A 25,605-nucleotide genomic window follows, 5' to 3' on the forward strand; every position below is an offset into this window, starting at 1 on the left:
ATAGTACATATCCAATTTTCAAATCCATTAACACATCCTATTAAACTCGTCCTAAAACCATTCACCAGATTTTAAATTCAGTTGCCTAAGCGGTATATTAAAATCAAAAATGGTAAAAAAAGAATATATCTTCAGGTTTCTGCGTGATTTACAAAACAACAATACCAAAGAATGGATGGATGCGCATCGAGATCGCTATGAAACCGCTAAAGAGCGCTGGTTAGTTGAGATTGAGAAAATCCTAAAGCGATTGGGACAACACGATCCTCAGTTTGAGCAAATTGATCCCAAAGAAGCCAACGAACGCATCAATAACAATTTACTCTATCATCCCGAAAAACCTACCTACAAAGATCATTTTGGGTGTGAACCGACCTCGGTGAAGAAACAGGGAGCCATCTATATTTCGGTAGGACCGCAGAGTTCGTTTATTGGTGGCGGAATGCATAACCCTGAAAAAGAAACCTTAGATAAGGTTAGAAAAGCCATTGATCAAAACGGGGAGGAGCTTCAAGCGATTATTGAGTCCGAAGATATTCAGGAGTATTTTGGCGGATTAACACCCGATGAGAAAAAGCTTAAAACTGCACCTCAGAATTATGCTAAGGATCACGAACACATCGAACTTTTACGAAGAAAAAACTTTACGGTGATGAAAAAATTAACCGAAGATGAAATTACCGATGATCAGTTTATCGATCGGGTAGAAGAGGCGTATCTAAAAATGAAACCACTCAATGATTTCTTGACGAAAGCCATGAATGAATAGACACGAAGATTATTGTTTAATCAAGTGAAAAGTATATTGCTTTATACCCAGAGTTATGCGCGCGAGGTAGAGCCCCCTAGATAGATTTTGGTTATCTATCGCTTCAAATGTTGAAGAGGGTAGAATGGAAAGAATTAGTTTTCCCTTCACATCATAAATTATGATACGATCTGCTACCGTACTGGTTGAAATTGTCCATTCTGCCTTACTGGGATTTGGATACACTGCAAATTCGTCCGAAGAAAAAGCATTTACCTCAAGATTGTTGCAAAACTCGAAGAACTCAAATGCAGTCAGAGCTTGATTACTATTGTTAAAATCAAACAAACTCACATTTTCATAGGATGATCCTTGTCCCCATTGATCGCACATCGCAGAGGATATCCAGGCAGGCTCCCAATAAATGACTCCGCTACCTCCTTGATCATAAACAAGTTGAGATAAATCATTTAAATAATCCAATTGACTTGAGCCGAAGTAGGATAGGTGAGTACATCACCATTCCCTGAAATAAAATTACCATAATCATCATCAAAATCTGTCGTCCAGGCAAATCCTGTTTCAAAGATCATCACCTCTTTATCATATGTATTTATAAGATCATCAATGAGTACACCAAGCTCTTGTAGGTCGATCTGCGGTGAAAAAAATGGGTAATACGACAATCCAATCATATCATAGTTTGTAATTCCCTGATCAGAAAAAAGCTCCGCCGTAAACTGAGCAGTGGATTCTGTAAAATGAAGTGCTTTTTTAATAGAAGTTCCGTGCATTGTATTAAAGGCATCAATAGCGTTCAAGGCAGTATTGAACTTTTCAGCATCCTCTGGCCAAGAGAAACCATTCGTCTCTGTGGTGGAGTCAATAAATCCAAACGTAGTTTCATTACCCACGCTTATAATATCGGGGAGTGTATTTTGATCATGTAAGGCATTGATAACGTTTATGGTATAGGTTTCAAGAGCATCTATTACTTCAGATTGAGTCAATCCGTTCCAGGCCTGCGGTTGTAGCTGTTTGCCGGGATCTGCAAAGTAATCACTGTAATGGATTGATAAATTCAACGCCATTCCCAGTGCTTTGACCTGGGCAGCAGCGTCTAACACATCAGTGAGCGAAGAAGCTGTAATCGGCTCACCACAGCTGTCAAGAATGGTTTCAGGAGAGTGAAAGAGCCGTAATCGAATCATATTCGCTCCGCGATCAGCGAAATAAGTGTATGGATCTATTTCAATTCCGTGTGCATCCCGATATTCACCACCATTAGCTTGTATCTGATTGACATATGAAAGATCTGCACCGGTGGTGAAGCATTGTCCATGGCTCAGGATTGTCGCGTAAAAACCAACCAAAAAAATCAACTTTCTCATGGTTTAGAGCATATAATTATGATCTTAGATTAAGGCTGTATACTCTGTTGGATATTTCAGCACAGTCATTCATTCTACCAGTAATAACGTCCCAAAAATTGAGGCATCTATCCAGCCTCTGTTTTTATCTTCGCCTTCCACAGGAACAGAACCTATAAAGTTTTCGCGTTCTGCACTGTAATCATTATCACAATAGGCCAATGCAAAGCCAATATATTGTCCTTTTTGAAGTGTGGTTTGCTTATTCTCTTTAGTTATGTCAAAATCATCTTTAAACAAAGGAATAAAGACTTCCCATATGCTTGTATTCCCTGTTGTAATTCGCACGCTTTTAAGATCGTCATTAAATAAATGCGCTTGTTGATCGGTATCCATGTCAGCAATATTCCCATCCAGCGCGATATGATAGGCAAAAGCGTTATGGTTGTATTGATGATTACCGCCGCTGTTATCCTCATCAACAAAAATCTCCAAGCAGTCGTCATCCCAGTACAATTCCAGCGGATCTTTATGTGTGTCCAGCAGTACATCGTCAGTTATCGTAGCTAAAAGATACAGTCCCCGGGACGTCCAGGTGAGTTTAAACGTGCCTTTAAAATCTTGCGGAGTATAGGGCTCACCCAGCCAGCGTTGGTCCAATTGATATTCTGTAGCGTTCTGCCAGGCTGCATCGTTCGCTTCTCCATCTATTACGGGAGCAGTAGATGCTCTAACCACCTTTGTGATGTGAGGGTTTGACTTTGTTGGTTTAGATTGAGCATAATATGCTTCTGATATTAAACCAGACAAACACAGCAACAGTCCATACTTAAAAAATGATTTAAATAGTGTCATTTGCTTATTAAGAAGTTAAAAACTCATTGTCATCTGTGTTAATGTTTGCCGTTGTATTATCATCACTAAAAAACGCTCTCAGCGTATTACTTTACAAATACAGTTACTTCACCTTTGTCGCGGTACCCCGTTGTTTATTCGTTGCACCTACCAGCGCGTACTCAAAGGTATACTGACTATTGGAGGTTGTAAGAATCTTAAAGTGGAGCGGTTTTTCTTCAGCAGAATTTTTTGGAGTCAAATCAGTTAAGATAAATTCACAGGGATTAATCCAGCGAATGCTTGCGGTATCACTTTTACCCTTAAACGTCTCAATACTTAAAGAATCTGTGCGCTTAAACACTGTGGTTTGCATCTCGCCCTCAAGATAAGTAGTAAACTCAAAGGTTCCGGTTTTAAACGCCTCGCAGTTACGTTCGGCTTGGTAGCAGCTTGACATCAACACAAACATTACGATTACTAACAGGTACTTCATACAAGCTGCAAAATACCAATTATTAGGCACATTTATCTTGATTAATTCTCAAATGAATCAAAAGATCCATCGGTATAAAGCACAATAATTTTTTCAATCGTTTTTCCCTTTCGGGGAAGCTGCTGCAGATGAGTTGAAGCAGTTTGTACAGATTCAACGTTAGGGTTTGACACAAGGGTTTCTTTTTGCGCCGGGGTATTTTCTGAAACTGTCGAAGAACTGGATATAGTCTGCTGCACTCCCGAAGCAGTAGAAGAGGAGCCCGACTTAGGAAAACTACCCTTTCCATTAAGCAACCAATACAGATCGACCTCAGGGAATGTCTCGACCACTTTCATAATAAAATCTAAACTGGGTTTATTTCTCCCGCTAATAATGTGCGAAATAGAAGATCGACCCACCTCAATTTTATCAGAAAAAGAAGAGGCGTTCAATTCATAAAAACTGAAGATTTCTTCCAGCCGTGCCGCAAATTTTTCGCTGTTTACCATTGTAAACGAATTTTAGGTATTTCAAGATATACAAATGTAAACAAATTAATTTTAAAAGCATTTTCAAGGCCTCCTGCATGCAAATTAAATTAAATCATAAGTTCATTTGGTATAGTTTAAGTACTTGAATTTAAATTATATAAATAATACTATAGAAAAACAATGTAATTTTATCAGGAGATCTTTCATCAGAAAGCCAAATCGTTTACTAATTGTAACAAATACTCTTTCAACATATGTTTACAATTGTAACAAAAGCATTGTTTACTTTTGTAAACGTTATGAGAGAAGTAGATTTTACCACAGAGTTATTTAACCAATATGATCGCTTTAAATACAAGAAGATTACAGGTCGCTATATCCCTTATTCAAGCTTGACAGAGTTCCTTGATACCTTAAGTCCTAATCTTTTTACTATTACAGAAATCGGATTTTCTGTAGAAGATCGACCTATCAACTTAGTCAGATTTGGAAATGGAAAAATAAAAATTCTGGGCTGGTCTCAAATGCACGGGAATGAATCGACAACCACTAAAGCAGTAGTGGACTTTTTAAACTTTATCAATATCATTGACCAATCGATAAGAGAAAAAATACTGTCGGCATACTCTTTTGCCTTCATCCCCATGCTCAATCCAGACGGATCTACGGCATACACCCGAGAAAATGCAAATGAGGTCGACTTAAATCGGGATGCAACAGAATTGAGTCAGCCGGAATCTAAGGCGTTACATGCCGTTTTTAACTCTTTTACCCCGCATTACTGTCTTAACTTACACGATCAGCGTTCCATTTTTAGCGTAGGAAACACAGGAAAGTCGGCTGCTGTTTCATTTTTAGCGCCTGCAGCAGATATTGCCTTGAGTGTTCCGGCGCATCGTAAAACCGCCATGCAGCTGATTTGCAGCATGAACGTTTTTTTACAAAAGCTTATTCCGGGACAAGTAGGAACGTACGATGACACCTTTAATATCAACTGTACCGGGGATTATTTTCAGGCTTCCGGCGTACCTACAATTCTTTTTGAAGCCGGTCACATCGATTATGCCCGTGAAAAAACACGAAAGTTGATCTTTGGAAGTTTGCTTCAGCTATTAAAAAGTATTAGTAGTGGCGATTTTGAACAATATACTGTTGTAGCGTATGACGCGATTCCGCAAAATAAAAAGTTATTTGTGGACATTCTAATCAGGAAAGCCAACGTGGATGGTGTACTAAAAGATGTGGGCATTCAGTACAAAGAACAGCTTATCAACGGCAGCGTTGATTTTAAACCTACCGTCACGTATGTAGGTGACTTATCAAATTTTAATGGACACCGTGAAATAGATGCGGTTAAACAAAAGATTGCCATTAATGGATCGCCAGATTTTAACGAAAACGTTATAGTTGATGAAATAATGTTAAATCAGTCATTTTTATCAATTAAAATAGGCTAAATTCCATTTACTTTGATAAATTAGTAATGATAATGTGTTATTTTTGCATTTTGTTTAATAACCGAAAACCTTACTATGGCTAAATTTAAGCTGGATGAGATTGATCATCAAATACTCGACATGCTCATCGAGAATACGCGTACCCCTTTCACTGATATTGCCAAAAAATTATTAATCTCGGCAGGAACTGTTCATGTTCGTGTAAAGAAAATGGAGGAGGCTGGGATTATCATTGGCTCTTCGTTAACATTGGATTATAGAAAGCTGGGATATTCTTTTATTGCCTATGTTGGGGTGTATTTACAAAATACCAGTCAAACTAAATTTGTAATAGAGCGTTTGAATGCTATCCCATTTGTTACCGTTGCGCACATCACTACCGGTAAGTTTAATATCTTTTGTAAAGTAAGAGCAAAAGATACCCAGCACGCCAAAGAAATTATTTTTAGAATTGATGATATTGAAGGGGTTTCCAGAACTGAAACCATGATATCCTTAGAGGAGAGCATCAATGATAAGAAACGATTGATGCATGATATCTTCAATCAGTTATAATGCTTAGAGGGCTATATCTCCTTAGCTTTAAAAAAATGCTCAAACATCAAGGCGTCTTTATCTGGTAAAGACGCCTTGTGCTTTAAAGAATAGTTTTTAAGATATGATTACAGCCAAACAACTCCCCACAGCCGAATACCATTCATACTATTCTCCTTATATCCTTTCTAATGCTGATACTAACGGCATTGAAGCATTGGAAAAAGGAAAAGTTGAACTGGTTAATTTTATTGCGAAATTAACACAGGATGAACTATCCTTTGCTTACGCGGCAAAGAAATGGACGATCGCACAGTTGATCTTGCATATCATTGATACTGAACGCATTTTTACTTATCGCGCACTATGTCTCGCCAGGGCTGAAAAACAACCTTTGCCTGGGTTCGAACAGAACGACTATGCTGCGATAGCAACTGCTAAGGATAGAACAGCAGATAGTTTGGGGAGAGAATATACAGCTGTTAGAGAGTCAACTTTACATCTATTTAGAAATTTAGATAACAGTGCTTTACAACAAATAGGAACGGTAAGTGGAGGCCCACTTTCTGTAAGAGCAGTCCCTTTTATAATTTCAGGTCATGAACGTCATCACCATGGCATCATAAAAGAACGTTACTTGTAAGGATTATTCCTCTTCCACATCTTCAGGCAGTTCAACCCTGGTGTCATAGTTTTCATCTACATCATCATCTAAACCATAAGTTTCAATGGCACTGGCTAAATGCTTGCTCACCCTTACTAAATACACACAAGAAGGTGTTTCCAGTTGAACGGCTTCTATGAGCTCATTGTGATGATTTTTGAATGAGATAATATCCTTATCTCCATAACCATCAGGATACTTCTCAACTAAAAAAGAAAGCATCTGCGGCGTTAGTTTTTTGTAATCTACAATAACACGATTCATAACTTGCTGAGATTTAATGAAACGATTTGCAAAGGCTCCCTAAAGTTAAACAAAAAAATAATACGTTGACCTCATATCACATTTTTAACCTATGTAAATTCTATTGGTACAGAAAAGAGTACGGGTGAATGATCTATTTTATGGATATCGTGCATTCGCCAAAATCATTCTAATTTCAAGCGAAGCTATTGCTATTGAACAACGCGCCGTAAAAGAAAGAATATCATTGTTAGGATCATAATACTAGATAGTAGTAAGGGCCTATTACGGCTGACAGAAAGAGCTAATCCTTTGACTTACCTACCTCGAGTACGGTGGCATCAACAGAACAATTTTCAACCACGAGATAATAATCGTTTTCTTCTAATTCTCCAGTAATATGATAACGCTTGCAGGAGTCTAATTTAGTATCACTTTGGCTAAAATCTACGCTTCCGGTGTAGAGTAATGTGGATACCCGTGCAGTATCTAATTCGTTACGTTGAATGAATTGCAGCGCTGCTTCACTGTAGCTGCGTTCTTTTGTGCGAATATTATGAAGCACTCTATCGTTAGGAAAATAGTCACAACGTGTTTTTTTTCCGCTTAAAAAGAAAATAAGTACAATAATTCCGATGCCAAAACCTCCTAAATAAAACCCGAATCGTTGTTTAAGTGTCATGCTAAAAGATCAACAAGTTGATATCTCTGTGTGAGAGATCAAACCAATCGGCAATAGATTTATTCGTTAAAATGCCGTGGTAAAAGTACAATCCATTTCGTAAAACTTTATCAAATCTAAGGACATTTTCCAAGCCACCTTCCTCTGCAATATGTAATAGGTAGGGAGTGAAGATATTACTCACAGAGATGGAAGAAGTACGTGCATAGCGTGACGGGATATTAGGAACACAATAGTGAACGACTCCACTTTTTGTAAAGGTAGGATGATCGTGCGTTGTGATTTCACTGGTCTCAAAACATCCTCCCATGTCAATGCTAACATCAATGACAACGGCGCCATTTTTCATTTGCTCAACCATATCCTCGGTTACCAGGATGGGCGCTCTGTTTTTACCACGTACGGCACCAATAGCCACATCACAGCGTTTAAGGGCTTTGAGTAGATATTTAGGCTGCATAGTGGAGGTGTAAAGTGTTCTCCCTACATTGGTCTGAATGTTTCTAAGCTTAGACAAGGAATTGTCAAAGATTTTTACATTAGCTCCCAGTCCAATAGCCGATCGTGCGGCAAATTCGCCCACGGTTCCTGCACCTATGATGACAACTTCTAGCGGTGGCACACCACTAATGTTCCCAAACATGAGTCCGTTACCTGTTGTGATGTTTGAAAGTAGTTCTGACGCAATTAAAATAGATGCCGTGCCTGCAATTTCACTCAGCGCTCTAACGGCAGGATAAGAGCCTTCTTCGTCTCGTATAAACTCAAAGGCGAGTGCGGTGATGCGTTTTTCGGCTAATTTTTGGAAATACTCTTTTGATTGCGTTTTAAGTTGAATAGCCGAAATCAGTATTGTTTGTGGATTGATCATCTCCAGCTCCTCCATAGAGGGTGGCTCCACTTTTAAGATCATGGGGCAAGAAAATACTTTTTTGGTATCGCTGGTAACTTCTGCGCCGGCTTCGCTATAATCCCGATCACTAAATCGTGCTCCCTTTCCAGCTTTAGACTCAATAATAACGCGATGACCGTGGGCTGTCATGGCTGCAACGGCATCTGGTGTTAAGCAAACGCGTTTCTCCTGGTACGAAGTTTCTTTTGGGATTCCAATGAAAAGTTCACCTTTAGCTTTTGATACCTCGAGCATTTCTTCCTGCGGAAGCAATTCTGATTTGCTAAAGGGGGTAATTGGTTCTGTCATGGTCGGTTGGTGTGAAATGCGTTGCTAAGTTAGCATAACTTTAGTAATAGATCAATGCGCAAATGGATACGCTATTGATTTTCATTATCACCGCCATTATCACCACCATCTTCTAAGTCAATTTCGTTATCGTCTTTTTTCTTCTTTTTCTTCTTTTTCTTGCTTCCGCGCTGCGTATCCTCAATCATTTCATCCTTTTTATGCATATCATAACGGTAGGAGATTCCAAGGTTTACTTCCCAACGTTTGGGTGTATCTCTAAAGTTATAGAGTCCGCTGACATCCAATTGAAAATTATCTGAAAATAAATATGCTCCACCGGCACGAACGATATCGTCACTATAAAAATCACTGTATAAAACTTGTCCTTCTACAAAGGCAGCCCAATTTGGGTGAAAGGAATGCGTAAGTGTTCCAATAAAGGTATAAGCGGGTTGCTCAGTCATAAATATTCGATCGCCAATAAGATTGGTGACCAGCACCCAACCCCCGGGAAAATTATTTTGTGTAATTACAGCTACTTTAGGACTTACAGGGGTCGAATCTTCGGGAACAAAAGAATTATCCCCAAATAGAATATTTGCTCCGGCATAAATCGAAATCGCAGGGATGAGTTTATCCCAGCTGAAACTGTGGGTTTTTTTCCAGCTTCTAATATCCACTCCGTCGTCATATTTATACGGGTCGTATAGTAAATACTTTGCACCAACAGTATTTGCGTCAAAATTGGTGAATCTACTATCATCAGGGAGGTTGTCAAAAGCTCTATTCGCTGTAAGAAATGATCCTATCACACTTACCTCAAGTTGCTCTTTCCAAAAGCCGTAGCGTATGGCATAATCTGCACCAAATCTGTTTTCATCATAATTTAAAAGATCATGTTTGTCCTGACCGTAGGATAAGCCTGTTTCAAACTGAAGTACTCCCGTTCCAACTGAAAACGCTCCTTGTGACTGACCTGGGCGATTGGAGTTAATGGTTTCTGTATATTGTGCTGTGACTGAAGCCGTTCCAAAAAACAAACATAGCAACGAGTATAAGAATAGTGTTCGCATGAAATAAGGTTATGTTAACAAAGTAACGTAATATTAAGCGTTTAGTGTAAAAGTAATTCTTTAAATAATGCAAAAATGCCCGAAAAAATTATTCTTTTTTTAGTAATCCAAAGTAAGGATCTCGTTTAAGTCCTGTTTATCTTTGTGTTATGCAAAAGTTGCTTATAACCCTACTTACATTTTTACTCATTTATTATGCAGTAAAATTTATTTTGAGATTGTTTGGTCCCAGGCTAATGCGCTATGGTGCTAAAAAGGCCGGTGAACACTTTGAGCGTAAATTTAGAGAACGCACCCAAACGTATACTCAAACCAAGGAGGAAGGCGATATTACCGTCATTAAAAAAACCCGCAAAAGCAAATACCCAAAAACATCAACTAAAGTAGGGGAGTACGTCGATTACGAAGAAGTAGAATAAGCCCTTATTCCTCACCTTATCTTAAAATAATTCCTTAATTTTCCGGCTTCTTTAATGCCAGAAAATGAACTTCGATTTAAAAAAGTTTCTTCCTCATATTCTTGTCACCCTAGGTTTTGTAATTGTCGCCTTAGCGTATTTCAATCCTGTATTGAGCGGTAAAAAGATCTTTCAAAATGATATTGTACAGTATGTTGGTGAGGCAAAGCAACAGAACGATTTTAGAGATATATATAACGAAGAGCCTTATTGGACTGATGCGGTTTTTGGCGGAATGCCTACCTACCAGTTAGGAGCACGTTATCCACATCACTATATTAAGAAGTTCGACAAATTAATACGTTTTTTACCTCGTCCCGCAGATTATCTATTCCTTTATTTTATAGGCATTTATATTCTTTTACTTGTACTAAAGGTTGATTACAGATTAGCCGCATTGGGAGCGCTGGCATTCGGCTTTTCTACCTATTTGATTATTATTTTGGGTGTTGGTCATAATGCTAAGGCACATGCTATTGCCTATATGCCATTAGTACTGGCAGGCATCATACTCACATTTAAGCAAAGCTACTTATGGGGATTCCTGTTGCTGGCTTTAGCAATGGGATTAGAGCTCAACGCTAATCACCCGCAAATGACATATTACCTTGCGTTAATGGTGGTTATTTTAGGTATTGCCTATTTTATTGATGCCATTAAAAAGGGTATTCTACCGCATTATTTCAAAAGCCTGGGAGTAATGATTGGCGCGGTATTATTAGCTTTTGCCCTTAATGCCACTAATTATTTGGCAACCTATGAATATACTCCGTATAGCAGCAGAGGAGGATCAAACCTTACCATCAATCCAGATGGTACCGAGAAGGAAGCTACCGGCGGACTGGATTTTGACTACATCACTGCGTACAGTTACGGCTGGGCAGAAACATTCAATCTGTTTATCCCACGATTTATGGGTGGCGGGAGTGTAGAAGATGTGGGTGAAGATTCTGCGACAGGCAAAGCTATCCTCAATTTGGGGGCATCACCTGTACAAGCCAGAGAATTTACACGTGCGGCTCCAACGTATTGGGGAGATCAACCCGGAGTATCTGCTCCGGCATATATAGGTGCTTCAGTAATTTTTCTATTTGTGTTCGCATTGTACCTCATTAAAGGGCGACTTAAGTGGTGGATCGTTGGAAGCAGTGTGTTAGCCTTATTACTTTCTTATGGAAGTAATTTTGAGTCACTCACACGATTTTTTATTAATTACGTTCCCTTTTACGATAAATTTAGAGCGGTAACTTCTATACAGGTCATCATTGAACTTGCTGTCCCAATTTTAGCTGTTGTTGGGCTACACCACTTATTTAATAGAATGATCGATGAGGAGCAGAAGAAAAAGGCGCTGTACTGGTCTATGGGAATTACGGGAGGATTAGCATTGATTTTCTTGTTTTTCAAATCTGCATTATTCGATTTTGCAGCACCTGGGGATGCCATGTACATTGAAAATCTGGGAGTAGATTTTGTGGATGCGCTACGACAAGATCGTAAAGCGCTTTTTAATGCTGATACGCTGCGTTCCTTGATAATTGTACTGGTTTGTGCAGCATTGGTCTGGGCATTTATATCGAATAAACTTTCAAAAACGCTAACAATTCTGGGATTAGCAGTAACTATTGCTTTTGATTTAATTGCTGTGGATAGGCGTTATGTGAATAATGATGATTTTGTAGCTGCCCGTAAAATGGACAAACCTTTCTCCATGAATGCTGCCGATCAGCAAATTAAAAAAGATACTACTCATTTTAGAGTGTTTGACATTGGCAGCGGAGTCTTTAACGGCAGGGCTTCTTATTTTCACCATTCTATTGGTGGATATACTGCGGCCAGACCCGGATACATTGATGATTTGTATGATTTTTATCTGCTCAATCAGGATCAGGGTGTTCTCAATATGCTTAATGTTAAATACACCATCATCAACAATAATAATCAAGTTTTTGCTCAGCGTAATCCTTTTGCCAATGGCAATGCCTGGTTCGTTGATGAACTTAAGGTGGTGGCAAATGCCAATGAGGAGATGCTGGCTTTAAAAGGGTTAGATACTAAGAATGTTGCTGTTATCCAACAAGAATTTGCAGATGAATTATCTTCTAAAACATTTAAAGCAGATTCAACTTCAACCCTCAGGCTTATTTCACATAAAGAAAATGAATTGGTATACCAGGCAAAAGTGAATAGTAAGCAATTTGCCGTATTTTCTGAAATCTACTATCCCCTGGGATGGAATGCCTATATCGATGATACGTCAGCAGATTATGTCAAAGTAAATTATGCGCTTCGCGGAATGGAAATCCCGGAAGGCGAGCATACCATACGCTTTACATTTGAACCTACTGTCATTGAAACCGGAAGCATGATTACCTTAGCAAGTTCAATACTGTTTATCCTATTCCTGTTAGGAGCGACGGGAATGAGCCTACGCTCAAGGTCAAACAAGGCAGATTAAGTTAAGCGGTATGCAAAAGGTCTTGATCATCACGTATTATTGGCCACCTGCAGGTGGGCCCGGAGTTCAGCGATGGCTAAAATTTGCAAGCTATTTACCTCAATTTGGAATCACTCCAATCATTTATACACCGCAGAATCCTTCTTATCCTATTGTAGACGATCAACTGATTAATGAAGTTCCTAAAGGTATTGAAGTCATTAAAGAACCGATCAAAGAGCCTTATAGAAAAGCAGCACTGTTTTCACAAAAAGATGCGAAAACGATCAGTAGCGGAATCATCCCAAAACAGGAGAAGCAGTCGCTTCTGCAAAAATCTCTGTTATTTATTAGAGGGAACTTTTTCATCCCAGACGCCCGAAAAGCGTGGGTAGCGCCTTCAGTGAAATTCTTAAGTCAGTATCTGGTTCAACATAAGATAGAAAGCATCATTACGACAGGTCCGCCCCATAGTTTACACCTCATTGGGCTTCAGTTAAAAAAGCACTTGAACGTGAATTGGATTGCAGACTTCAGGGACCCCTGGACTGCCATAAGCTATCATAGCGAATTAAAATTGCTTCCGCAGGCAAAGAAAAGGCACCTCAATCTTGAAAAAGAAGTCCTTCAATCGGCACATCATATCATCACGACCAGTTTTTCTACGCAACGTGAGTTTCAGCAAAAAACACTTCAACCAGTTGCATTGATTACCAATGGCTACGAGAAAGAGGCTGATCCCGGTGTGAACCTGGATTCAAAATTTAGTCTGGTTCATATCGGTTCGCTACTTTCGAACCGAAATCCAACTGTGTTGTGGAAAGTGTTGAGAGAGTTGATAAAAGATAATCCCGCTTTCGCGGAAGCTTTTCAGCTGCGAATGGCCGGTAAAGTCAGCCAGGAAGTTTTAAATGTAATAGAAGAATATCAATTAAATCCCTACCTTAAACTTGATGGATATATATCCCACAAAGAGGCTTTAACTGTGCAACAAAGCGCACAAGTATTACTGCTCATAGAAGCCGATACTAAAGCAACTCGCGCCATCATCCCGGGAAAACTATTTGAATATATCGCGGCAAAAAGACCAATTCTAGCGATTGGACCTAAAGTTTGGGATGTTCAACACATTATAGACGAAACTCAATCCGGAAGCGTTTTAGACTATCAGGATTATGATGTATTGAAAAAATCTTTATTAGATTATTTTAAGTTATACCAACAACAAAAACTCATAAGTCATTCTAAAAGCACCTTAAAATATCATCGCAAATCCCTGACAGAAGCATTGAGTAAAATAATCTTTCAATACGTTGATCAATAGTTGTTTATGGGAATTGTATTGAAACAATCATTTAGGAACATAATCATCACCTACGCCGGGTTTGGAATAGGAGCGGTGAACGCATTATTTCTCTACACCTACTTTTTGACAAAGCCTTATTACGGGGTAGTTTCCTATGTACTTTCTGCTGCGAATCTTATCTGGCCTGTACTTGCCTTTGGTGTTCATAATACACTAGTCAAATTTTATGCAGGATATCAGGATAGAGATCAAAAAGACCGATTTTTAACGTATATGCTCTTATTACCATTGGGAATTAGTTTTTTCTGCGGTTTTTTTGGTGTATTTCTTTATGATAAACTCCTAACGTATTTTAATGAGGGAGATGCTTTTGTGCGTCCTTACGTATGGACAATTTTTGTAATTGCCTTTGCAATGACCTATTTTGAAGTGTTTTATGCGTGGGTAAAAGTGGAGTTGAAAAGTGTCTTTGGTAACTTTATGAAAGAAATCTTTCATCGGGTAGGAGCTACATTTTTGCTGGTATTGGTATATTTTAACCTTATTGAAAAAACAACGTTTATCTATGGATTAACTGTGGTTTACAGCTTACGTATGCTCTTTATGGCAGGTTACGCACTACAAACACGAAAGCCTGTAATTCGTCTAAGCTTACCTTCAAATTGGATTCCTATTGCTAAATACTCCATTTTGATTTTATTAGCGGGATCTGTTGCGGTAATTTTACTGGACTTGGATAAGGTAATGATCAAACATTATTTGCCCGTAGGCGAGGTAGCTGTTTATGGGATTATGGTATACATCGCTTCTGTCATTGCTGTACCTTCCAGAGCCATGCATCAAATTACCTATCCATTAACAGCACAGTTGCTGCACCAAAAGGATACAACCACCTTGGCCAAATTATATCATCAGAGTTCTATTAATTTATTAATCATTAGCGGACTGGTTTTCCTTCTGATAATTTGCAATGTAGAGCAGTTATATCAGCTCATCCCGCCAGAGTATGAACTCGTATTGGGAATAATCATTTTGCTGGGTGCCATAAAGTTGTATGATAGTATTTTAGGAAATAACAATAGCATTTTATTTAATTCTGATTATTACAGGATGGTGTTGCTTTTTGGCGTGGTGCTGGCACTAGTAGCTTTTATATTAAATATACTTTTTATTCCGCAATTTGGAATTATGGGAGCTGCTTTGGCTACCTTTTTAGCCATTTTTTTGTATAACACCGTCAAATTGATCTTTGTCTATAAAAAATTCAAAATGCATCCGTTTACGTATAAAACAGGATGGAGTCTCGTAGTGATTGGCTTATTTTCAGGCTTATTTTTAGGTTGGAGTTTTATGTATCATCCACTATTAAATATTGTGTTAAAAAGCGTCCTGCTGGGAATATCGTATACCCTGATCATTTATCGCCTAAGACTTTCAACTGAAATTAATGAGGTGATCAATTCTTTGTGGACTAAAAAATAAAATCCCCCGCGGTAGTGTCAATACGTGCGGAGGATTTTCCCTTAAACTTATGAATAAAATTCATTAGCTCCTTGTTCTTGCTGATCTGCTTCGGGTAGAAGAAGAAGAAGACCTTTTCGTGCTTCGGGATTTAGAAGCTGTAGCCTTTTTCGTCCCTGAGTTTCGCCTTACCGTAGTTCTGGGTTTAACCGTTTTACGTTGGCTTGACGTCGCCCTAGTTGTAGGTTTAACACTACGCTGTGCTACTTTACGCGATGTGCTTTTAGCAGCACGAACCTGCGAATTTCTTGCTTGAGTTTTATTTTTAGCTACCACTTCTCTTGATTTAGAAGAACGAGCATTTGTGGTGTTATTTTTTCTACTAGCGGTTGACGTTTGTGTCACGTTAGTTCTACGTTGTTGTGTAGCGTTAGTTCTCTTGCTAGCCGTTGCAGTATTTCTGCTTTTGGTCGCATTAGAACGATTTCTTGTTGTTGCAACCGCAGCTCTTGTGCGGGTTTTAGCCAAATCACGCTTTACTTTTGTTCTTGTACCACGGTTGTACTGAGTTACGCGTGCTCCTGGTCTATAAAAACTTCTACGGTAATTATTTCTGTTCGTTCTGTAAAAGTTTTGGTGTACACTATACGCTACACGGTGCGGTCTGTAATAGGTTCTGTATGGATTATTATAGACAACACAGTACTGTGGTAAAGGTTGAACATAAAAGTTATGCCATGGTCTGTATACGTACCTTCTGTTAAATACATTGATAAAACCTCTATAGTGACTAAATCCACCAAATCTGTTATAATATATTCGCAAGCCGCCAATATTTCTTAATCGACCATTGAAATAGTTAATGGATACATTACCTACTTGAATAACTCTACCGTAATAATCATAGAATACAGGGGTTTCTTCAATTTGTATTACGGCACCAAAGTCATCATATTGTATAAATGGACCGTAATCGTATCCTGCATTAAAGCTGAAGTTTACATTATTGGTATTCACGTTAAAGTTAACTCCAGAAACTGCGCTGAGTACGACAAAATCAAATTGTCCATCTGGATATACCGAAAATTCTATCCCACCTTCAACAAAGGTGAAGTTATTTCCGAATCTATTAATCCTGTTGTGGAACACATCTTCTACAGATGCGTTGCTTGAAGCTGAAGCTGACCATCCTATCAGAAGGGCCATTGCTAAGTACATCATTTTTTTCATAAGTCTAAAGTTTAACTCAAACGTTTGAGTATTGTTTGACTAATGAAAACCAAGCTTCGTGCCAAAAATATAATTAATTGAAAATCAACAATTTATTTATCTAAATTTTAATAGCATTACTTTCAAAACTAGAAAACAACTAAATTTTTGATCGTCTGAGAGTAATTTTATATAGGATCAATAATATAAGTATACAGCTCTATTTTATAATCAAGGGAAGATTGACTGGACGATTTTCATCGGTGTTCAGTTGAATAAAATATACTCCTTTCTCTAAGTTAAGCTGCAGAGGAGTCTGATTCTCAACGTAATCATTGCGCACTAATTTACCATCAATACTATATATTAAAACTTGCGTCTTAGCAGAAAGCCCTGTGAATATAAGCTGTTCTGCCGCAGGATTGGGATAAAAGCGTACTGAAGACAACATGTTCTGATTCACACTCAATGGCTGATTCCAAGTGTCTCCTATATTATCTCCCCAGATGTATTCCACTAAATCAGGCTGATCAATCAATGGATTACGGTTAAATTGCCATTGATAAACGATGTTATTTCGGTTTATCTCATAGTCATCTGGCGGGTCATTACGATGCCAATCTAACAAAGTCGCTAAATCTCCCAGTTGGCCGGTAATGTCGGGAAATCCGTTTACTACACTAAGATCATTGTACCGCAATTCCATATACAATACAGCACGGGCAACATCTCCTTTAAAGCTGCCGGCATTACCGTTAGGACCGTTGTATTGCCCGTAGTGCTGATTCCCTCTGCTGCTGTTTTCGCCTGCATCTGCTGCACGTAGCGCATGTGCATCAGAGTTTCCATGACGAAGAGAATCTGCGGTGGTATTCCAAAAAACATTTATTCCGTCATTGAAATCATCCTCTTCAATGCTAAAAAATCCTCCGCGGGAACGGGGATACGTATGCTCACGGTTCCAGGTACCGGTGTTATCTGATGTGGTTTGAAAGTCCAGCTTTGCCTTAGCCGTTTCAGTATATACCAACCACACCTGATTGCTATTTAATGGATTTTGATCTGCCTCTTTAAGGATATCAATGACATCGGCATAAGTTTGAGCACGTACAACCCCTTCTTCGGCAATAATCGCTTGAATTGCTGCGGCTAGGGCTATATCTGCTAATCCATCTAAACTATCATAGTAACCTGCGGGTTGTGTGCTAAACACATTACCATAAGTAGGGGAGAGAGGTGTTCCAAAATTGGCTGTGGTAAAATCATTATCAACTATCCGAACATCTATGAAATTATTATTGGCAATGATTGGCTCATTCAAATTTTCAAATTTGATGCGTAGGACTTCATCTCCTTCATCCAGAGCGTCATCAACGAGAAATATAGTTGTCGACGTTTCGGTCTCGCCTTGCGCAATCGTTAGGGTGGTTGCTCCCGTGAAATCATTTGCATCAAAAGTGTTATTATCCAGCGTGATAGAATACGTAAGATCTTGATCAGGCGCTTCATCGATTACAAAATTTATGGTAAAAGAGGCACCTTCATCCACTTGAGTGAGAGAAGGAGTAATGGTAATGCCGTTTAAGGTAATTCCTCCACCCTGATTAAGTTGACGCGGAGTAGGAGTGTCTGTAAAATAAGAGCCATCATCTGCACGCTGGATGGAATTAGTATTGTTAGACGATCCTTCATTTATTTGCGTGGTTTCTCCCAATAACGCCAAAAGTTCTGTATCGTCAGCGTCACTGGTATCATAAACAAGCGCATCGACTAAATTAGTTGTGGTGGCTAGCGTACCTTCAGGAAAGTCACTTATTGGCGCTTGATAAATTGCGACAGCATCAGCTCCATTTTGAATGGTATTTTCCGCAATTAGAAATTGTGGAAATGGAATAACAGATGTACTTCCTATTAAAAATAGTCCGTTGATATCAGTTTGAAATCCGTTTAAATCAATAGTAAAATAACTGCTGTCGCCTCCAGAATTTGACCCATTGAAAAATACTACAATATATCCATCAAGAGAGGAATTAGGCGTTATAGTGCGTAATTCTAAGAATTCCTGATTGTCAATCCCGGGAGTATCTGCATCTAATTCATTGATAAGAACATCCTGACCAAATATAATGGTCGGAAAAAGGATCAAAGCAAGCAACTTACGCATAGGTTCTAAAATTTTCGGCAAAAATAGCATTTAACGACTCATTTTTGAACACGCTAAGCGTTAAAGTTCTTTGATTATACGTTATGGTATAGGTACAAAAGAAAACCCCGAAGGCGATAAAGCACTTCGAGGTTTTCCAACTAACCAACCAAAAAACTATTTATGAATTAATGTCTTAACGACATTATTTTATTTCTTGTTTTGTATTATCCAACTACCGTGCCAATTTTTTATTTATAATCCGGAACTAAACAACATAAATAGGCCCATGGTTTCGCACATCCTCATTTTAGCCAAATTCGTGCCAAAATAATTTTGAACTAACATATCTGGTTAGACACTATGATTGTTAAGTTTAGTGATATGATTTTAGAAAAACTGAGGAAGTTGCAGCTGTATTTTATGTAAAAATGACCTTACAATAACCTTAGCATAAAGCTGAAAATCATTCCATTTAAAAAAGGGAGAATACTACAATTTCTCTTTTAGAAAAGGTGCCGTGACTGAAGCTTTTACGCTAGCTATTTCTTCAGGTGTACCGCTTGCGACTAATTGACCGCCATTGTTTCCCCCACCGGGACCCAAATCGATCACATGATCTGCGCATTTGACTAAATCCATATTGTGTTCAATAACGATTACCGTGTGTCCTTTTTCAATTAAGGCGTTAAAGGAATCCAATAATTTATTGATATCGTGAAAGTGTAATCCTGTAGTCGGCTCATCAAAAATAAATAGGGCTTTGTCTTTTGTATTTCCCTTCACCAAGAACGAAGCTAGTTTAATACGCTGTGCTTCACCGCCAGATAAGGTAGAGGAACTCTGCCCTAAGGTGACATATCCCAGCCCCACATCCTGAAGTGGTTTTAGTTTACGTACAATTTTATCTATCCCCTGATCACTAAATAATGTGATGGCATCATCAATCGTTAGGCTCAAAATATCATAAATAGAATGATCTGCGAACTGCACCTCCAAAATCTCTTTCTTAAAGCGTTTACCTTTGCAGGTATCACATTCTAAATGTACATCTGCCATGAATTGCATTTCAATGGTCACTTCACCATCCCCTTGGCAAACTTCACAACGTCCGCCATCTACATTAAAACTAAAGTGCTTAGCTTTATAGTTTCTGATTTTTGCAAGCTTTTGATTAGCAAAGAGATTACGAATGTCATCGTAGGCTTTAATATAGGTTACCGGATTAGAGCGCGATGATCTCCCTATGGGATTTTGATCAACGAATTCAACCGTTTTTAGTGCGCCAAATTTTCCATCTATTCCAGTAAACTCACCTGCTTTCGACCCATAACCACCAATTTGCTTAAGAATAGCAGGGTATAGAATTTTTTTGATTAATGTACTTTTTCCACTTCCTGAAACGCCGGTCACTGCGGTAAAAATCTTCAATGGAAATCGTACATCAATGTCTTGTAGATTATTTTCTCTGGCTCCTTTAATATCAATATAGTTTTTAGATGTCCTGCGTTTTACAGGAACCGTAATTTCTTTGCTATGATTAAGGTAAGCTGCAGTGAGCGAATTGGCTTTTAGGATCTCTTTAAATGTGCCTGTTGCAACTACTTCACCGCCGTGTGTGCCTGCTTTTGGTCCAATGTCTATGATCTCATCAGCTGCTTTCATGATATCCTCATCATGTTCAACCACGATCACCGTATTTCCTAAATCACGTAATGTTTTGAGTACTTCGATAAGACGTTCAGTATCTTTAGGATGTAATCCAATGCTGGGTTCATCCAGAATATACATTGATCCTACTAAACTGCTTCCAAGAGAAGTTGCCAGATTGATACGTTGGGATTCACCACCAGATAATGTGTTAGACTTACGGTTAAGGGTGAGGTAATCAAGACCTACTTTAGATAAAAAACTCAGTCTACTGGTAATTTCTTTTAAAAGCCGTTTGGCTACATTCGTATCGTATTCATTAAGCGTTAACTCATTAAAAAATGCACTTACTTCATTTAATGGAAGTTCTACCAGGTCTGTAATGTGTTTCCCGTTTATTTTTACGTAGGTAGCTTCAGGTCGAAGTCGTTTACCATGGCACACCTCACAGGTTGTTTTTCCGCGATAGCGCGACAGCATTACCCTATTCTGAATTTTATAGGCTTTGGCTTCCAGTTCTTTGAAAAAATCATGAAGTCCCGTAAAATATGCATTACCTGTCCAAATGAGTTCCTTTTCTTCTGCTGAAAGTTTATAGAAAGGTTTGTGGATAGGAAAATCAAACTTGTGGGAGCTATTGACCAACTGATCTTTGTACCAACTCATACTATCACCCTTCCACGGAAAAACAGCACCTTCATATACTGAAAGTGACGTATTGGGAACTACCAGATCTTTATCAATTCCAATTACATCGCCGTATCCTTCGCATTTTGGACAGGCACCATACGGATTATTAAAACTAAAAAGATGGACGTTGGGTTCTAAAAAAGTGATTCCATCCAATTCAAACGTATTACTGAAGCTTTTGTGAGTGCCATCAGCCATTTTCTCGATAATTAGCCGACCTTTTCCTTCAAAGAAAGCTGTTTCAGCAGCATCTGCCAGCCGATTGAAGAAGTCTTCGTCTTTTTGAGTAATGATACGATCAACGACTAAATAGAGTTTTTTAGCCTTGAAATCTTCAGCAGAAGCCTCGTCAATCCGTATTACTTTATCGTCACTTTTGATGCGACTGTAGCCTTGTTGAAGTAACACCTTAGCTTTCTCTTCAGCAGTTCTTCCTTTCTCAATAATAAATGGAGCGAGCAAAAGTAATTTTTCTCCTTGGTCAAACGTTTTAAGGTAGTTGAGTACGTCACTAACGGAATCTTTCTTTACTTCATCTCCAGAAACGGGAGAAAACGTTCGACCAATGCGTGCAAAAAGTAATTTTAGGTAATCATAAATCTCTGTAGAAGTACCCACAGTGGAACGCGGATTGGTTGAGTTTACCTTTTGTTCTATGGCAATGGCTGGAGCGATTCCTTTAATGTAATCCACCTTTGGTTTGTCTAATCTGCCTAAAAACTGGCGGGCATAGGAGGAAAGGCTCTCAACATACCTGCGCTGGCCCTCTGCATATAGTGTGTCAAACGCCAAACTGGATTTCCCGGATCCCGAAAGACCTGTTACAACTACCAGCTTATTGCGCGGTATCACCACATCAATATTCTTGAGGTTGTGCAGTTTAGCACCTTTAATGATTATATTTTCTTTTGGATTGACTGTAGCAATATCTTGACTCATAGCTTTTGCGAGGCGTAAGTAGCAAAGATAACCATTCCTGCCAGCGTACAAAAGAGGACATTTAACTATTAAAATGTTAAAAACTGCACGAAAATCTTGTGTAATTGATTCTTAACGTGTTATATTTACCGCTTAAATTCTTAAAGACCTGCTTATAGCACACCTTTACTTTTAGTACAATAGATGAACAAGCCCTCTTTGGGCTAACTAAATTAAAGGTGATGAAAATTAAATATACCGCGCTATCAGACGCTGATCTGGTAAGTGCTTACATAGCAGGAGATGAATATTCTTTATCCACATTAATTACCAGACATAAACAACGTGTTTATAGCTTTATTTATTCTAAAGTGTTTGATCGTGACATAACCGAAGATGTCTTTCAAGACACCTTTGTCAAAGTAATTAAGACACTCAAGCGAGGAAAATATAATGAAGAGGGTAAGTTTTTGCCTTGGGTGATGCGTATTGCCCACAATCTCGTCATTGATCATTTTAGAAAAAATAATCGCATGCCTAAGTTTGAAGGTAACGGTGATTTCAATATTTTTTCTGTATTGAATGATGGATCACTTAATGCTGAAAAACAAATCATTAAGGATCAAATAGAACACGACGTAAGAGAGTTGATTGAAGAATTACCAGATGATCAACGCGAAGTCTTAGTGATGCGTATCTACAAGGATATGAGTTTTAAGGAGATTGCTTTTCAAACTGACGTAAGCATAAATACGGCATTGGGAAGAATGCGTTACGCTCTGATTAATTTAAGAAAAGTAATTGAGAAGCACAATATTGTGTTAACAAATTAACCGGGGATATACTAAGTAGATTTTGTTAGCGTTATCTTTAGGAATTTAAACCTAATTCACGCATGTCAAAACTTTACCTAAACGAACCTCCGAAAAATAATTTGGAAGTACCACACCCTAAAAAAGAAACTATTGCTTTTTTATTAAGTTACTCTAAAGCATTGGTTGTAAACGATTATGAAACGTTTCAATTTGAAACGGTATTAAACTAAATTTTGGTTTTGTTATGAAGAAAGATCCGCTAGCCACGGATCTTTTTTTGTTCCTCCCCAAACCCCTCCAAAGGAGGGGCTTTTTAATTGCTATTGTAGTAAGAGACTTCAGCATAAGTGATGTTTCGTATGTCATACCTGCGAAGGCAGGTATCTCAACATACCAGACTAAAAATTTTAAGAGATTCCCGCCTGCGCGGGAATGACAAGAATTACTTATTCTTGCGGGTAGCTTTAGACTTTGCCTTCGACTTCATCTTCATCTTTTCATACTCTTTCAGTACGGTTTTTCTGCCGATAGTTTTAGTTATAATGTCTTTTTCTAAATCCCAACCACGGGCAGGGGAGTAATCTCTGCCATACCATATAATTTGAAGATGCAGGTCATTCCACCGCTCTCTAGGGAAAATACGTTTGGCATCTTTTTCGGTTTGAACTACGTTTTTACCATTAGAAAGGTTCCACCGGTACATCAATCGATGAATGTGGGTGTCTACAGGAAATGCAGGCACGCCAAAGGCTTGTGACATCACCACACTAGCCGTTTTATGACCTACAGCGGGCATTTGCTCCAAGGCCTCAAAACTTGCGGGCACTTCGCCGTTATGTTGTTCTACAATCATTCTGGATAAACCATGAATTCCTTTTGCTTTCATGGGACTAAGTCCTACCGGTTTGATGATATCCCTTATCTCTTCGACTGATAATCGCATCATATCATAGGGATTGTCTGCGCGTTCAAACAATAACGGAGTAATCTGATTCACACGAACATCAGTACTTTGAGCAGAAAGTAGCACCGCAACCAATAAGGTATAAGAATCTTTATGGTCTAACGGGATAGGAATACTTGGGTAGAGCTCATTTAACGTATTTATAACGAATTCTACCTTCTCTTTTTTAGTCATTCTGGCTACTTTTAAACAAAAATAACGAAACCTAAACGCTATGACAACTTTACAAACAGGAGATCCTGCACCGCAATTCACCGCAAAAGATCAGGATGGAAATACACATTCACTTTCAGATTTCAAAGGGAAGAAATTGGTCATGTTTTTTTATCCAAAAGCAGATACACCCGGCTGTACGGCCGAAGCCTGTAACCTAAAAGACAATTACAGCGAACTACAAAAGCAGGGATATGAAATCCTTGGAGTTTCTGCTGATCCAGAAAAAAAACAGAAGAAGTTTCAAGATAAATACGAATTACCCTATCCTTTACTGGCAGATGAGGATAAGTCTGTTGTTAACGCATTTGGTGTATGGGGACCTAAAAAATTCATGGGAAAAGAATACGAAGGTATCAATCGTACCACCTTTATTATTAATGAAGAGGGTAAAATCCAAGAGGTGATTACCAAAGTAAAAACTAAAGATCACGCAGCGCAGATTTTAGATTAAGCAGCGTAATAGTCAAAGGCCTTATAAATCAACTCTTCGGCTACCTGGTGATCTACCTCCGGGTGGCCGATTTCTTTTAGGAGCACAAAGTTGATGTTGCCATGAGAGTTTTTCTTATCAAACTTCATGAGCTCAATTATACTGGCAATTTCTTCTTGTTCGATTTCGACTTTGGCAAAGCGTCGTGACATCTCATACTTGATTTTATCTAAGTCTTCTTTTGAAAAGCCCAGAATTTGAGTCGATAAATAGCATTCCAGTACCATCCCAATAGCAATGGCTTCTCCATGGAGTAAATGTTCTTTATAGGGGTGCTGTAAAAAATAAGATTCTATCGCATGCCCCAGTGTATGTCCAAAATTGAGAATTTTTCGCAGTCCGCGTTCTTCGGGATCTTCCGTTACTACAGTATGTTTAATTTGAACGGATTTGTAGATTAATTCGTTTAAAACATCATTATCAAAGGCTTCAGTAGTAATGGTTTTATTCCAATAGTCACGATCCCGTATCAATCCATGTTTTAGTACTTCCGCCAGACCGCTTAATAATTCATTGTGTGGCAGGGTTGCTAAGAAGGTCGTGTCTATCAATACCATTTTTCCTGCTTGAATCACCCCGATTTGATTTTTTAATTTTCCTAAATCCACACCTGTTTTTCCGCCCACAGAGGCGTCTACCATAGCTAATAGGGAGGTTGGTACATTGATATAATCGATCCCGCGTTTATACGTGAGGGCTACAAATCCTCCTAAGTCAGTGACCATGCCTCCACCTAGATTAATCATGAGCGCCTTGCGGTCTGCTTCCAGCTCTGATAAGGCATTCCATACTCCGCTGCAGGTCTCAATCGTTTTTTGTTCCTCACCAGGCTCAATTTCTATAATTTCTATGATCAATTCTGTTTCAAGCTCCTGTAAAAATGTTGCTAAACAAAACTCATGGGTGTTGCTATCGACTAGAATAAAAATTTTTGAATAATCCTGACCGCTTAAAAAATGATTTAAATCCTTGTATCCCTGTTCGTTAAAACAAACGCGACTTCCTGCCGAATTAAATGATTGCATTACAATTAAATTAAGGATCGAAATTAAGTCAAATAATGGAATTATAATCTTTTCATGATTTATATT

Annotated in this window: 23 protein-coding genes and 1 pseudogene; 10 read left to right on the forward strand and 14 right to left on the reverse strand. The window is 38.6% G+C overall.

The genetic code is table 11. From position 1 onward, the window contains the following. The first annotated feature begins 109 nt into the window (after positions 1-109). Positions 110-769, forward strand: coding sequence for a DUF2461 domain-containing protein (locus ABD000_RS01010; protein WP_343762663.1), 660 nt, complete (start codon positions 110-112; stop codon positions 767-769). Positions 770-778: 9 nt separating this feature from the next. Here ABD000_RS01010 and ABD000_RS01015 read toward each other — a convergent pair whose 3' ends face one another. The 5 genes and pseudogenes from ABD000_RS01015 to ABD000_RS01035 form a co-directional block, all read right to left on the reverse strand. Next, complete coding sequence (locus tag ABD000_RS01015) at positions 779-1,102, reverse strand: T9SS type A sorting domain-containing protein (protein ID WP_425545339.1); 324 nt, start codon at positions 1,100-1,102, stop codon at positions 779-781. A gap of 3 nt (positions 1,103-1,105) precedes the next feature. Further along, positions 1,106-2,139 (reverse strand): annotated as a pseudogene (locus ABD000_RS01020) (glycosyl hydrolase 53 family protein); the annotation flags it as partial. Positions 2,140-2,208: 69 nt separating this feature from the next. After that, positions 2,209-2,973, reverse strand: coding sequence for a sugar-binding protein (locus ABD000_RS01025; protein ID WP_343762669.1), 765 nt, complete (start codon positions 2,971-2,973; stop codon positions 2,209-2,211). A 103-nt stretch (positions 2,974-3,076) separates the two neighbouring features. Next, positions 3,077-3,412: a DNA topoisomerase IV gene (locus ABD000_RS01030; protein ID WP_343762671.1), complete on the reverse strand. Its 336-nt coding sequence runs from the start codon at positions 3,410-3,412 to the stop codon at positions 3,077-3,079. 77 nt (positions 3,413-3,489) lie between these two features. Then, positions 3,490-3,939 (reverse strand): helix-turn-helix domain-containing protein, encoded by a 450-nt coding sequence (locus tag ABD000_RS01035; RefSeq protein WP_343762673.1) that lies wholly within the window; start codon positions 3,937-3,939, stop codon positions 3,490-3,492. A gap of 281 nt (positions 3,940-4,220) precedes the next feature. On the opposite strand from ABD000_RS01035, the gene ABD000_RS01040 reads away from it, so the two are divergent. The 3 genes from ABD000_RS01040 to ABD000_RS01050 all read left to right on the forward strand — a co-directional run bounded on the left by ABD000_RS01040 (position 4,221) and on the right by ABD000_RS01050 (position 6,555). Further along, positions 4,221-5,378 (forward strand): M14 family zinc carboxypeptidase, encoded by a 1,158-nt coding sequence (locus ABD000_RS01040; RefSeq protein ID WP_343762675.1) that lies wholly within the window; start codon positions 4,221-4,223, stop codon positions 5,376-5,378. Between the two features lie 75 nt (positions 5,379-5,453). Continuing rightward, a complete protein-coding gene (locus ABD000_RS01045) occupies positions 5,454-5,933 on the forward strand; it encodes an Lrp/AsnC family transcriptional regulator (RefSeq protein WP_343762677.1) in 480 nt (159 codons plus the stop codon). 103 nt (positions 5,934-6,036) lie between these two features. After that, positions 6,037-6,555, forward strand: a complete 519-nt coding sequence (locus tag ABD000_RS01050) for a DinB family protein (protein WP_343762679.1) — start codon at positions 6,037-6,039, stop codon at positions 6,553-6,555. A 3-nt stretch (positions 6,556-6,558) separates the two neighbouring features. Here ABD000_RS01050 and ABD000_RS01055 read toward each other — a convergent pair whose 3' ends face one another. The 4 genes from ABD000_RS01055 to ABD000_RS01070 all read right to left on the reverse strand — a co-directional run bounded on the left by ABD000_RS01055 (position 6,559) and on the right by ABD000_RS01070 (position 9,757). After that, positions 6,559-6,840, reverse strand: coding sequence for a hypothetical protein (locus tag ABD000_RS01055; protein WP_343762681.1), 282 nt, complete (start codon positions 6,838-6,840; stop codon positions 6,559-6,561). A gap of 283 nt (positions 6,841-7,123) precedes the next feature. Then, positions 7,124-7,501: a hypothetical protein gene (locus tag ABD000_RS01060; protein ID WP_343762683.1), complete on the reverse strand. Its 378-nt coding sequence runs from the start codon at positions 7,499-7,501 to the stop codon at positions 7,124-7,126. A 1-nt stretch (position 7,502) separates the two neighbouring features. Then, positions 7,503-8,702, reverse strand: coding sequence for an alanine dehydrogenase (locus ABD000_RS01065; RefSeq protein ID WP_343762685.1), 1,200 nt, complete (start codon positions 8,700-8,702; stop codon positions 7,503-7,505). A gap of 71 nt (positions 8,703-8,773) precedes the next feature. Further along, positions 8,774-9,757 carry a transporter gene (locus ABD000_RS01070; RefSeq protein WP_343762687.1) on the reverse strand — a complete coding sequence of 328 codons (984 nt, stop codon included), beginning with the start codon at positions 9,755-9,757 and terminating at the stop codon, positions 8,774-8,776. A 149-nt stretch (positions 9,758-9,906) separates the two neighbouring features. Here ABD000_RS01070 and ABD000_RS01075 point away from each other — a divergent pair, with 149 nt between their 5' ends. From ABD000_RS01075 to ABD000_RS01090, 4 genes are all read left to right on the forward strand, one after another. Further along, complete coding sequence (locus ABD000_RS01075; RefSeq protein ID WP_343762689.1) at positions 9,907-10,176, forward strand: DUF4834 family protein; 270 nt, start codon at positions 9,907-9,909, stop codon at positions 10,174-10,176. Positions 10,177-10,240: 64 nt separating this feature from the next. Further along, positions 10,241-12,673 (forward strand): YfhO family protein, encoded by a 2,433-nt coding sequence (locus ABD000_RS01080; RefSeq protein ID WP_343762691.1) that lies wholly within the window; start codon positions 10,241-10,243, stop codon positions 12,671-12,673. A gap of 10 nt (positions 12,674-12,683) precedes the next feature. Then, positions 12,684-13,976 carry a glycosyltransferase family protein gene (locus ABD000_RS01085; protein WP_343762693.1) on the forward strand — a complete coding sequence of 431 codons (1,293 nt, stop codon included), beginning with the start codon at positions 12,684-12,686 and terminating at the stop codon, positions 13,974-13,976. A 6-nt stretch (positions 13,977-13,982) separates the two neighbouring features. Next, a complete protein-coding gene (locus ABD000_RS01090; protein WP_343762695.1) occupies positions 13,983-15,440 on the forward strand; it encodes a lipopolysaccharide biosynthesis protein in 1,458 nt (485 codons plus the stop codon). Positions 15,441-15,503: 63 nt separating this feature from the next. Here the strand turns inward: ABD000_RS01090 and ABD000_RS01095 are convergent, their stop codons facing one another. The 3 genes from ABD000_RS01095 to uvrA all read right to left on the reverse strand — a co-directional run bounded on the left by ABD000_RS01095 (position 15,504) and on the right by uvrA (position 22,050). Continuing rightward, entirely contained in the window at positions 15,504-16,649 is a 1,146-nt protein-coding gene (locus ABD000_RS01095) for a hypothetical protein (RefSeq protein WP_343762697.1), read from the reverse strand. Positions 16,650-16,848: 199 nt separating this feature from the next. Continuing rightward, positions 16,849-18,822, reverse strand: coding sequence for an endonuclease (locus ABD000_RS01100; protein WP_425545336.1), 1,974 nt, complete (start codon positions 18,820-18,822; stop codon positions 16,849-16,851). A 441-nt stretch (positions 18,823-19,263) separates the two neighbouring features. Then, a complete protein-coding gene (gene uvrA, locus ABD000_RS01105; protein WP_343762702.1) occupies positions 19,264-22,050 on the reverse strand; it encodes an excinuclease ABC subunit UvrA in 2,787 nt (928 codons plus the stop codon). 221 nt (positions 22,051-22,271) lie between these two features. On the opposite strand from uvrA, the gene ABD000_RS01110 reads away from it, so the two are divergent. Then, entirely contained in the window at positions 22,272-22,862 is a 591-nt protein-coding gene (locus ABD000_RS01110) for an RNA polymerase sigma factor (protein ID WP_343762704.1), read from the forward strand. 424 nt (positions 22,863-23,286) lie between these two features. On the opposite strand, the gene ABD000_RS01115 is transcribed toward ABD000_RS01110, so the two are convergent. After that, positions 23,287-23,982, reverse strand: a complete 696-nt coding sequence (locus ABD000_RS01115) for an endonuclease III domain-containing protein (protein WP_343762707.1) — start codon at positions 23,980-23,982, stop codon at positions 23,287-23,289. A gap of 40 nt (positions 23,983-24,022) precedes the next feature. Between ABD000_RS01115 and bcp the strand changes: the two genes are divergently transcribed. Further along, positions 24,023-24,475, forward strand: a complete 453-nt coding sequence (gene bcp, locus ABD000_RS01120; RefSeq protein WP_343762709.1) for a thioredoxin-dependent thiol peroxidase — start codon at positions 24,023-24,025, stop codon at positions 24,473-24,475. Here bcp and aroB read toward each other — a convergent pair. After that, on the reverse strand, positions 24,472-25,539 hold the full coding sequence (aroB, locus tag ABD000_RS01125; RefSeq protein WP_343762711.1) for a 3-dehydroquinate synthase: 1,068 nt from the start codon (positions 25,537-25,539) through the stop codon (positions 24,472-24,474). The two genes, bcp and aroB, sit on opposite strands and share 4 nt — an antisense overlap. Between the last annotated feature and the right edge of the window lie 66 nt (positions 25,540-25,605).

The organism is Gangjinia marincola, from assembly GCF_039523415.1.
In the GTDB taxonomy this organism is placed as follows: domain Bacteria; phylum Bacteroidota; class Bacteroidia; order Flavobacteriales; family Flavobacteriaceae; genus Gangjinia; species Gangjinia marincola.

Bases quoted from the DNA above. Each gene is read 5' to 3' on its own strand.
- ABD000_RS01085 (WP_343762693.1), top strand. From the start codon at position 12,684: ATGCAAAAGGTCTTGATCATCACGTATTATTGGCCACCTGCAGGTGGG.
- ABD000_RS01010 (WP_343762663.1), top strand. From the start codon at position 110: ATGGTAAAAAAAGAATATATCTTCAGGTTTCTGCGTGATTTACAAAAC.
- ABD000_RS01070 (WP_343762687.1), bottom strand. From the start codon at position 9,757: ATGCGAACACTATTCTTATACTCGTTGCTATGTTTGTTTTTTGGAACG.
- ABD000_RS01075 (WP_343762689.1), top strand. From the start codon at position 9,907: ATGCAAAAGTTGCTTATAACCCTACTTACATTTTTACTCATTTATTAT.
- ABD000_RS01055 (WP_343762681.1), bottom strand. From the start codon at position 6,840: ATGAATCGTGTTATTGTAGATTACAAAAAACTAACGCCGCAGATGCTT.
- ABD000_RS01065 (WP_343762685.1), bottom strand. From the start codon at position 8,702: ATGACAGAACCAATTACCCCCTTTAGCAAATCAGAATTGCTTCCGCAG.
- ABD000_RS01045 (WP_343762677.1), top strand. From the start codon at position 5,454: ATGGCTAAATTTAAGCTGGATGAGATTGATCATCAAATACTCGACATG.
- ABD000_RS01100 (WP_425545336.1), bottom strand. From the start codon at position 18,822: ATGCTATTTTTGCCGAAAATTTTAGAACCTATGCGTAAGTTGCTTGCT.
- ABD000_RS01040 (WP_343762675.1), top strand. From the start codon at position 4,221: ATGAGAGAAGTAGATTTTACCACAGAGTTATTTAACCAATATGATCGC.
- ABD000_RS01095 (WP_343762697.1), bottom strand. From the start codon at position 16,649: ATGAAAAAAATGATGTACTTAGCAATGGCCCTTCTGATAGGATGGTCA.
- ABD000_RS01025 (WP_343762669.1), bottom strand. From the start codon at position 2,973: ATGACACTATTTAAATCATTTTTTAAGTATGGACTGTTGCTGTGTTTG.
- aroB (WP_343762711.1), bottom strand. From the start codon at position 25,539: ATGCAATCATTTAATTCGGCAGGAAGTCGCGTTTGTTTTAACGAACAG.
- ABD000_RS01080 (WP_343762691.1), top strand. From the start codon at position 10,241: ATGAACTTCGATTTAAAAAAGTTTCTTCCTCATATTCTTGTCACCCTA.
- uvrA (WP_343762702.1), bottom strand. From the start codon at position 22,050: ATGAGTCAAGATATTGCTACAGTCAATCCAAAAGAAAATATAATCATT.
- bcp (WP_343762709.1), top strand. From the start codon at position 24,023: ATGACAACTTTACAAACAGGAGATCCTGCACCGCAATTCACCGCAAAA.
- ABD000_RS01110 (WP_343762704.1), top strand. From the start codon at position 22,272: ATGAAAATTAAATATACCGCGCTATCAGACGCTGATCTGGTAAGTGCT.
- ABD000_RS01090 (WP_343762695.1), top strand. From the start codon at position 13,983: ATGGGAATTGTATTGAAACAATCATTTAGGAACATAATCATCACCTAC.
- ABD000_RS01050 (WP_343762679.1), top strand. From the start codon at position 6,037: ATGATTACAGCCAAACAACTCCCCACAGCCGAATACCATTCATACTAT.
- ABD000_RS01035 (WP_343762673.1), bottom strand. From the start codon at position 3,939: ATGGTAAACAGCGAAAAATTTGCGGCACGGCTGGAAGAAATCTTCAGT.
- ABD000_RS01060 (WP_343762683.1), bottom strand. From the start codon at position 7,501: ATGACACTTAAACAACGATTCGGGTTTTATTTAGGAGGTTTTGGCATC.
- ABD000_RS01030 (WP_343762671.1), bottom strand. From the start codon at position 3,412: ATGTCAAGCTGCTACCAAGCCGAACGTAACTGCGAGGCGTTTAAAACC.
- ABD000_RS01115 (WP_343762707.1), bottom strand. From the start codon at position 23,982: ATGACTAAAAAAGAGAAGGTAGAATTCGTTATAAATACGTTAAATGAG.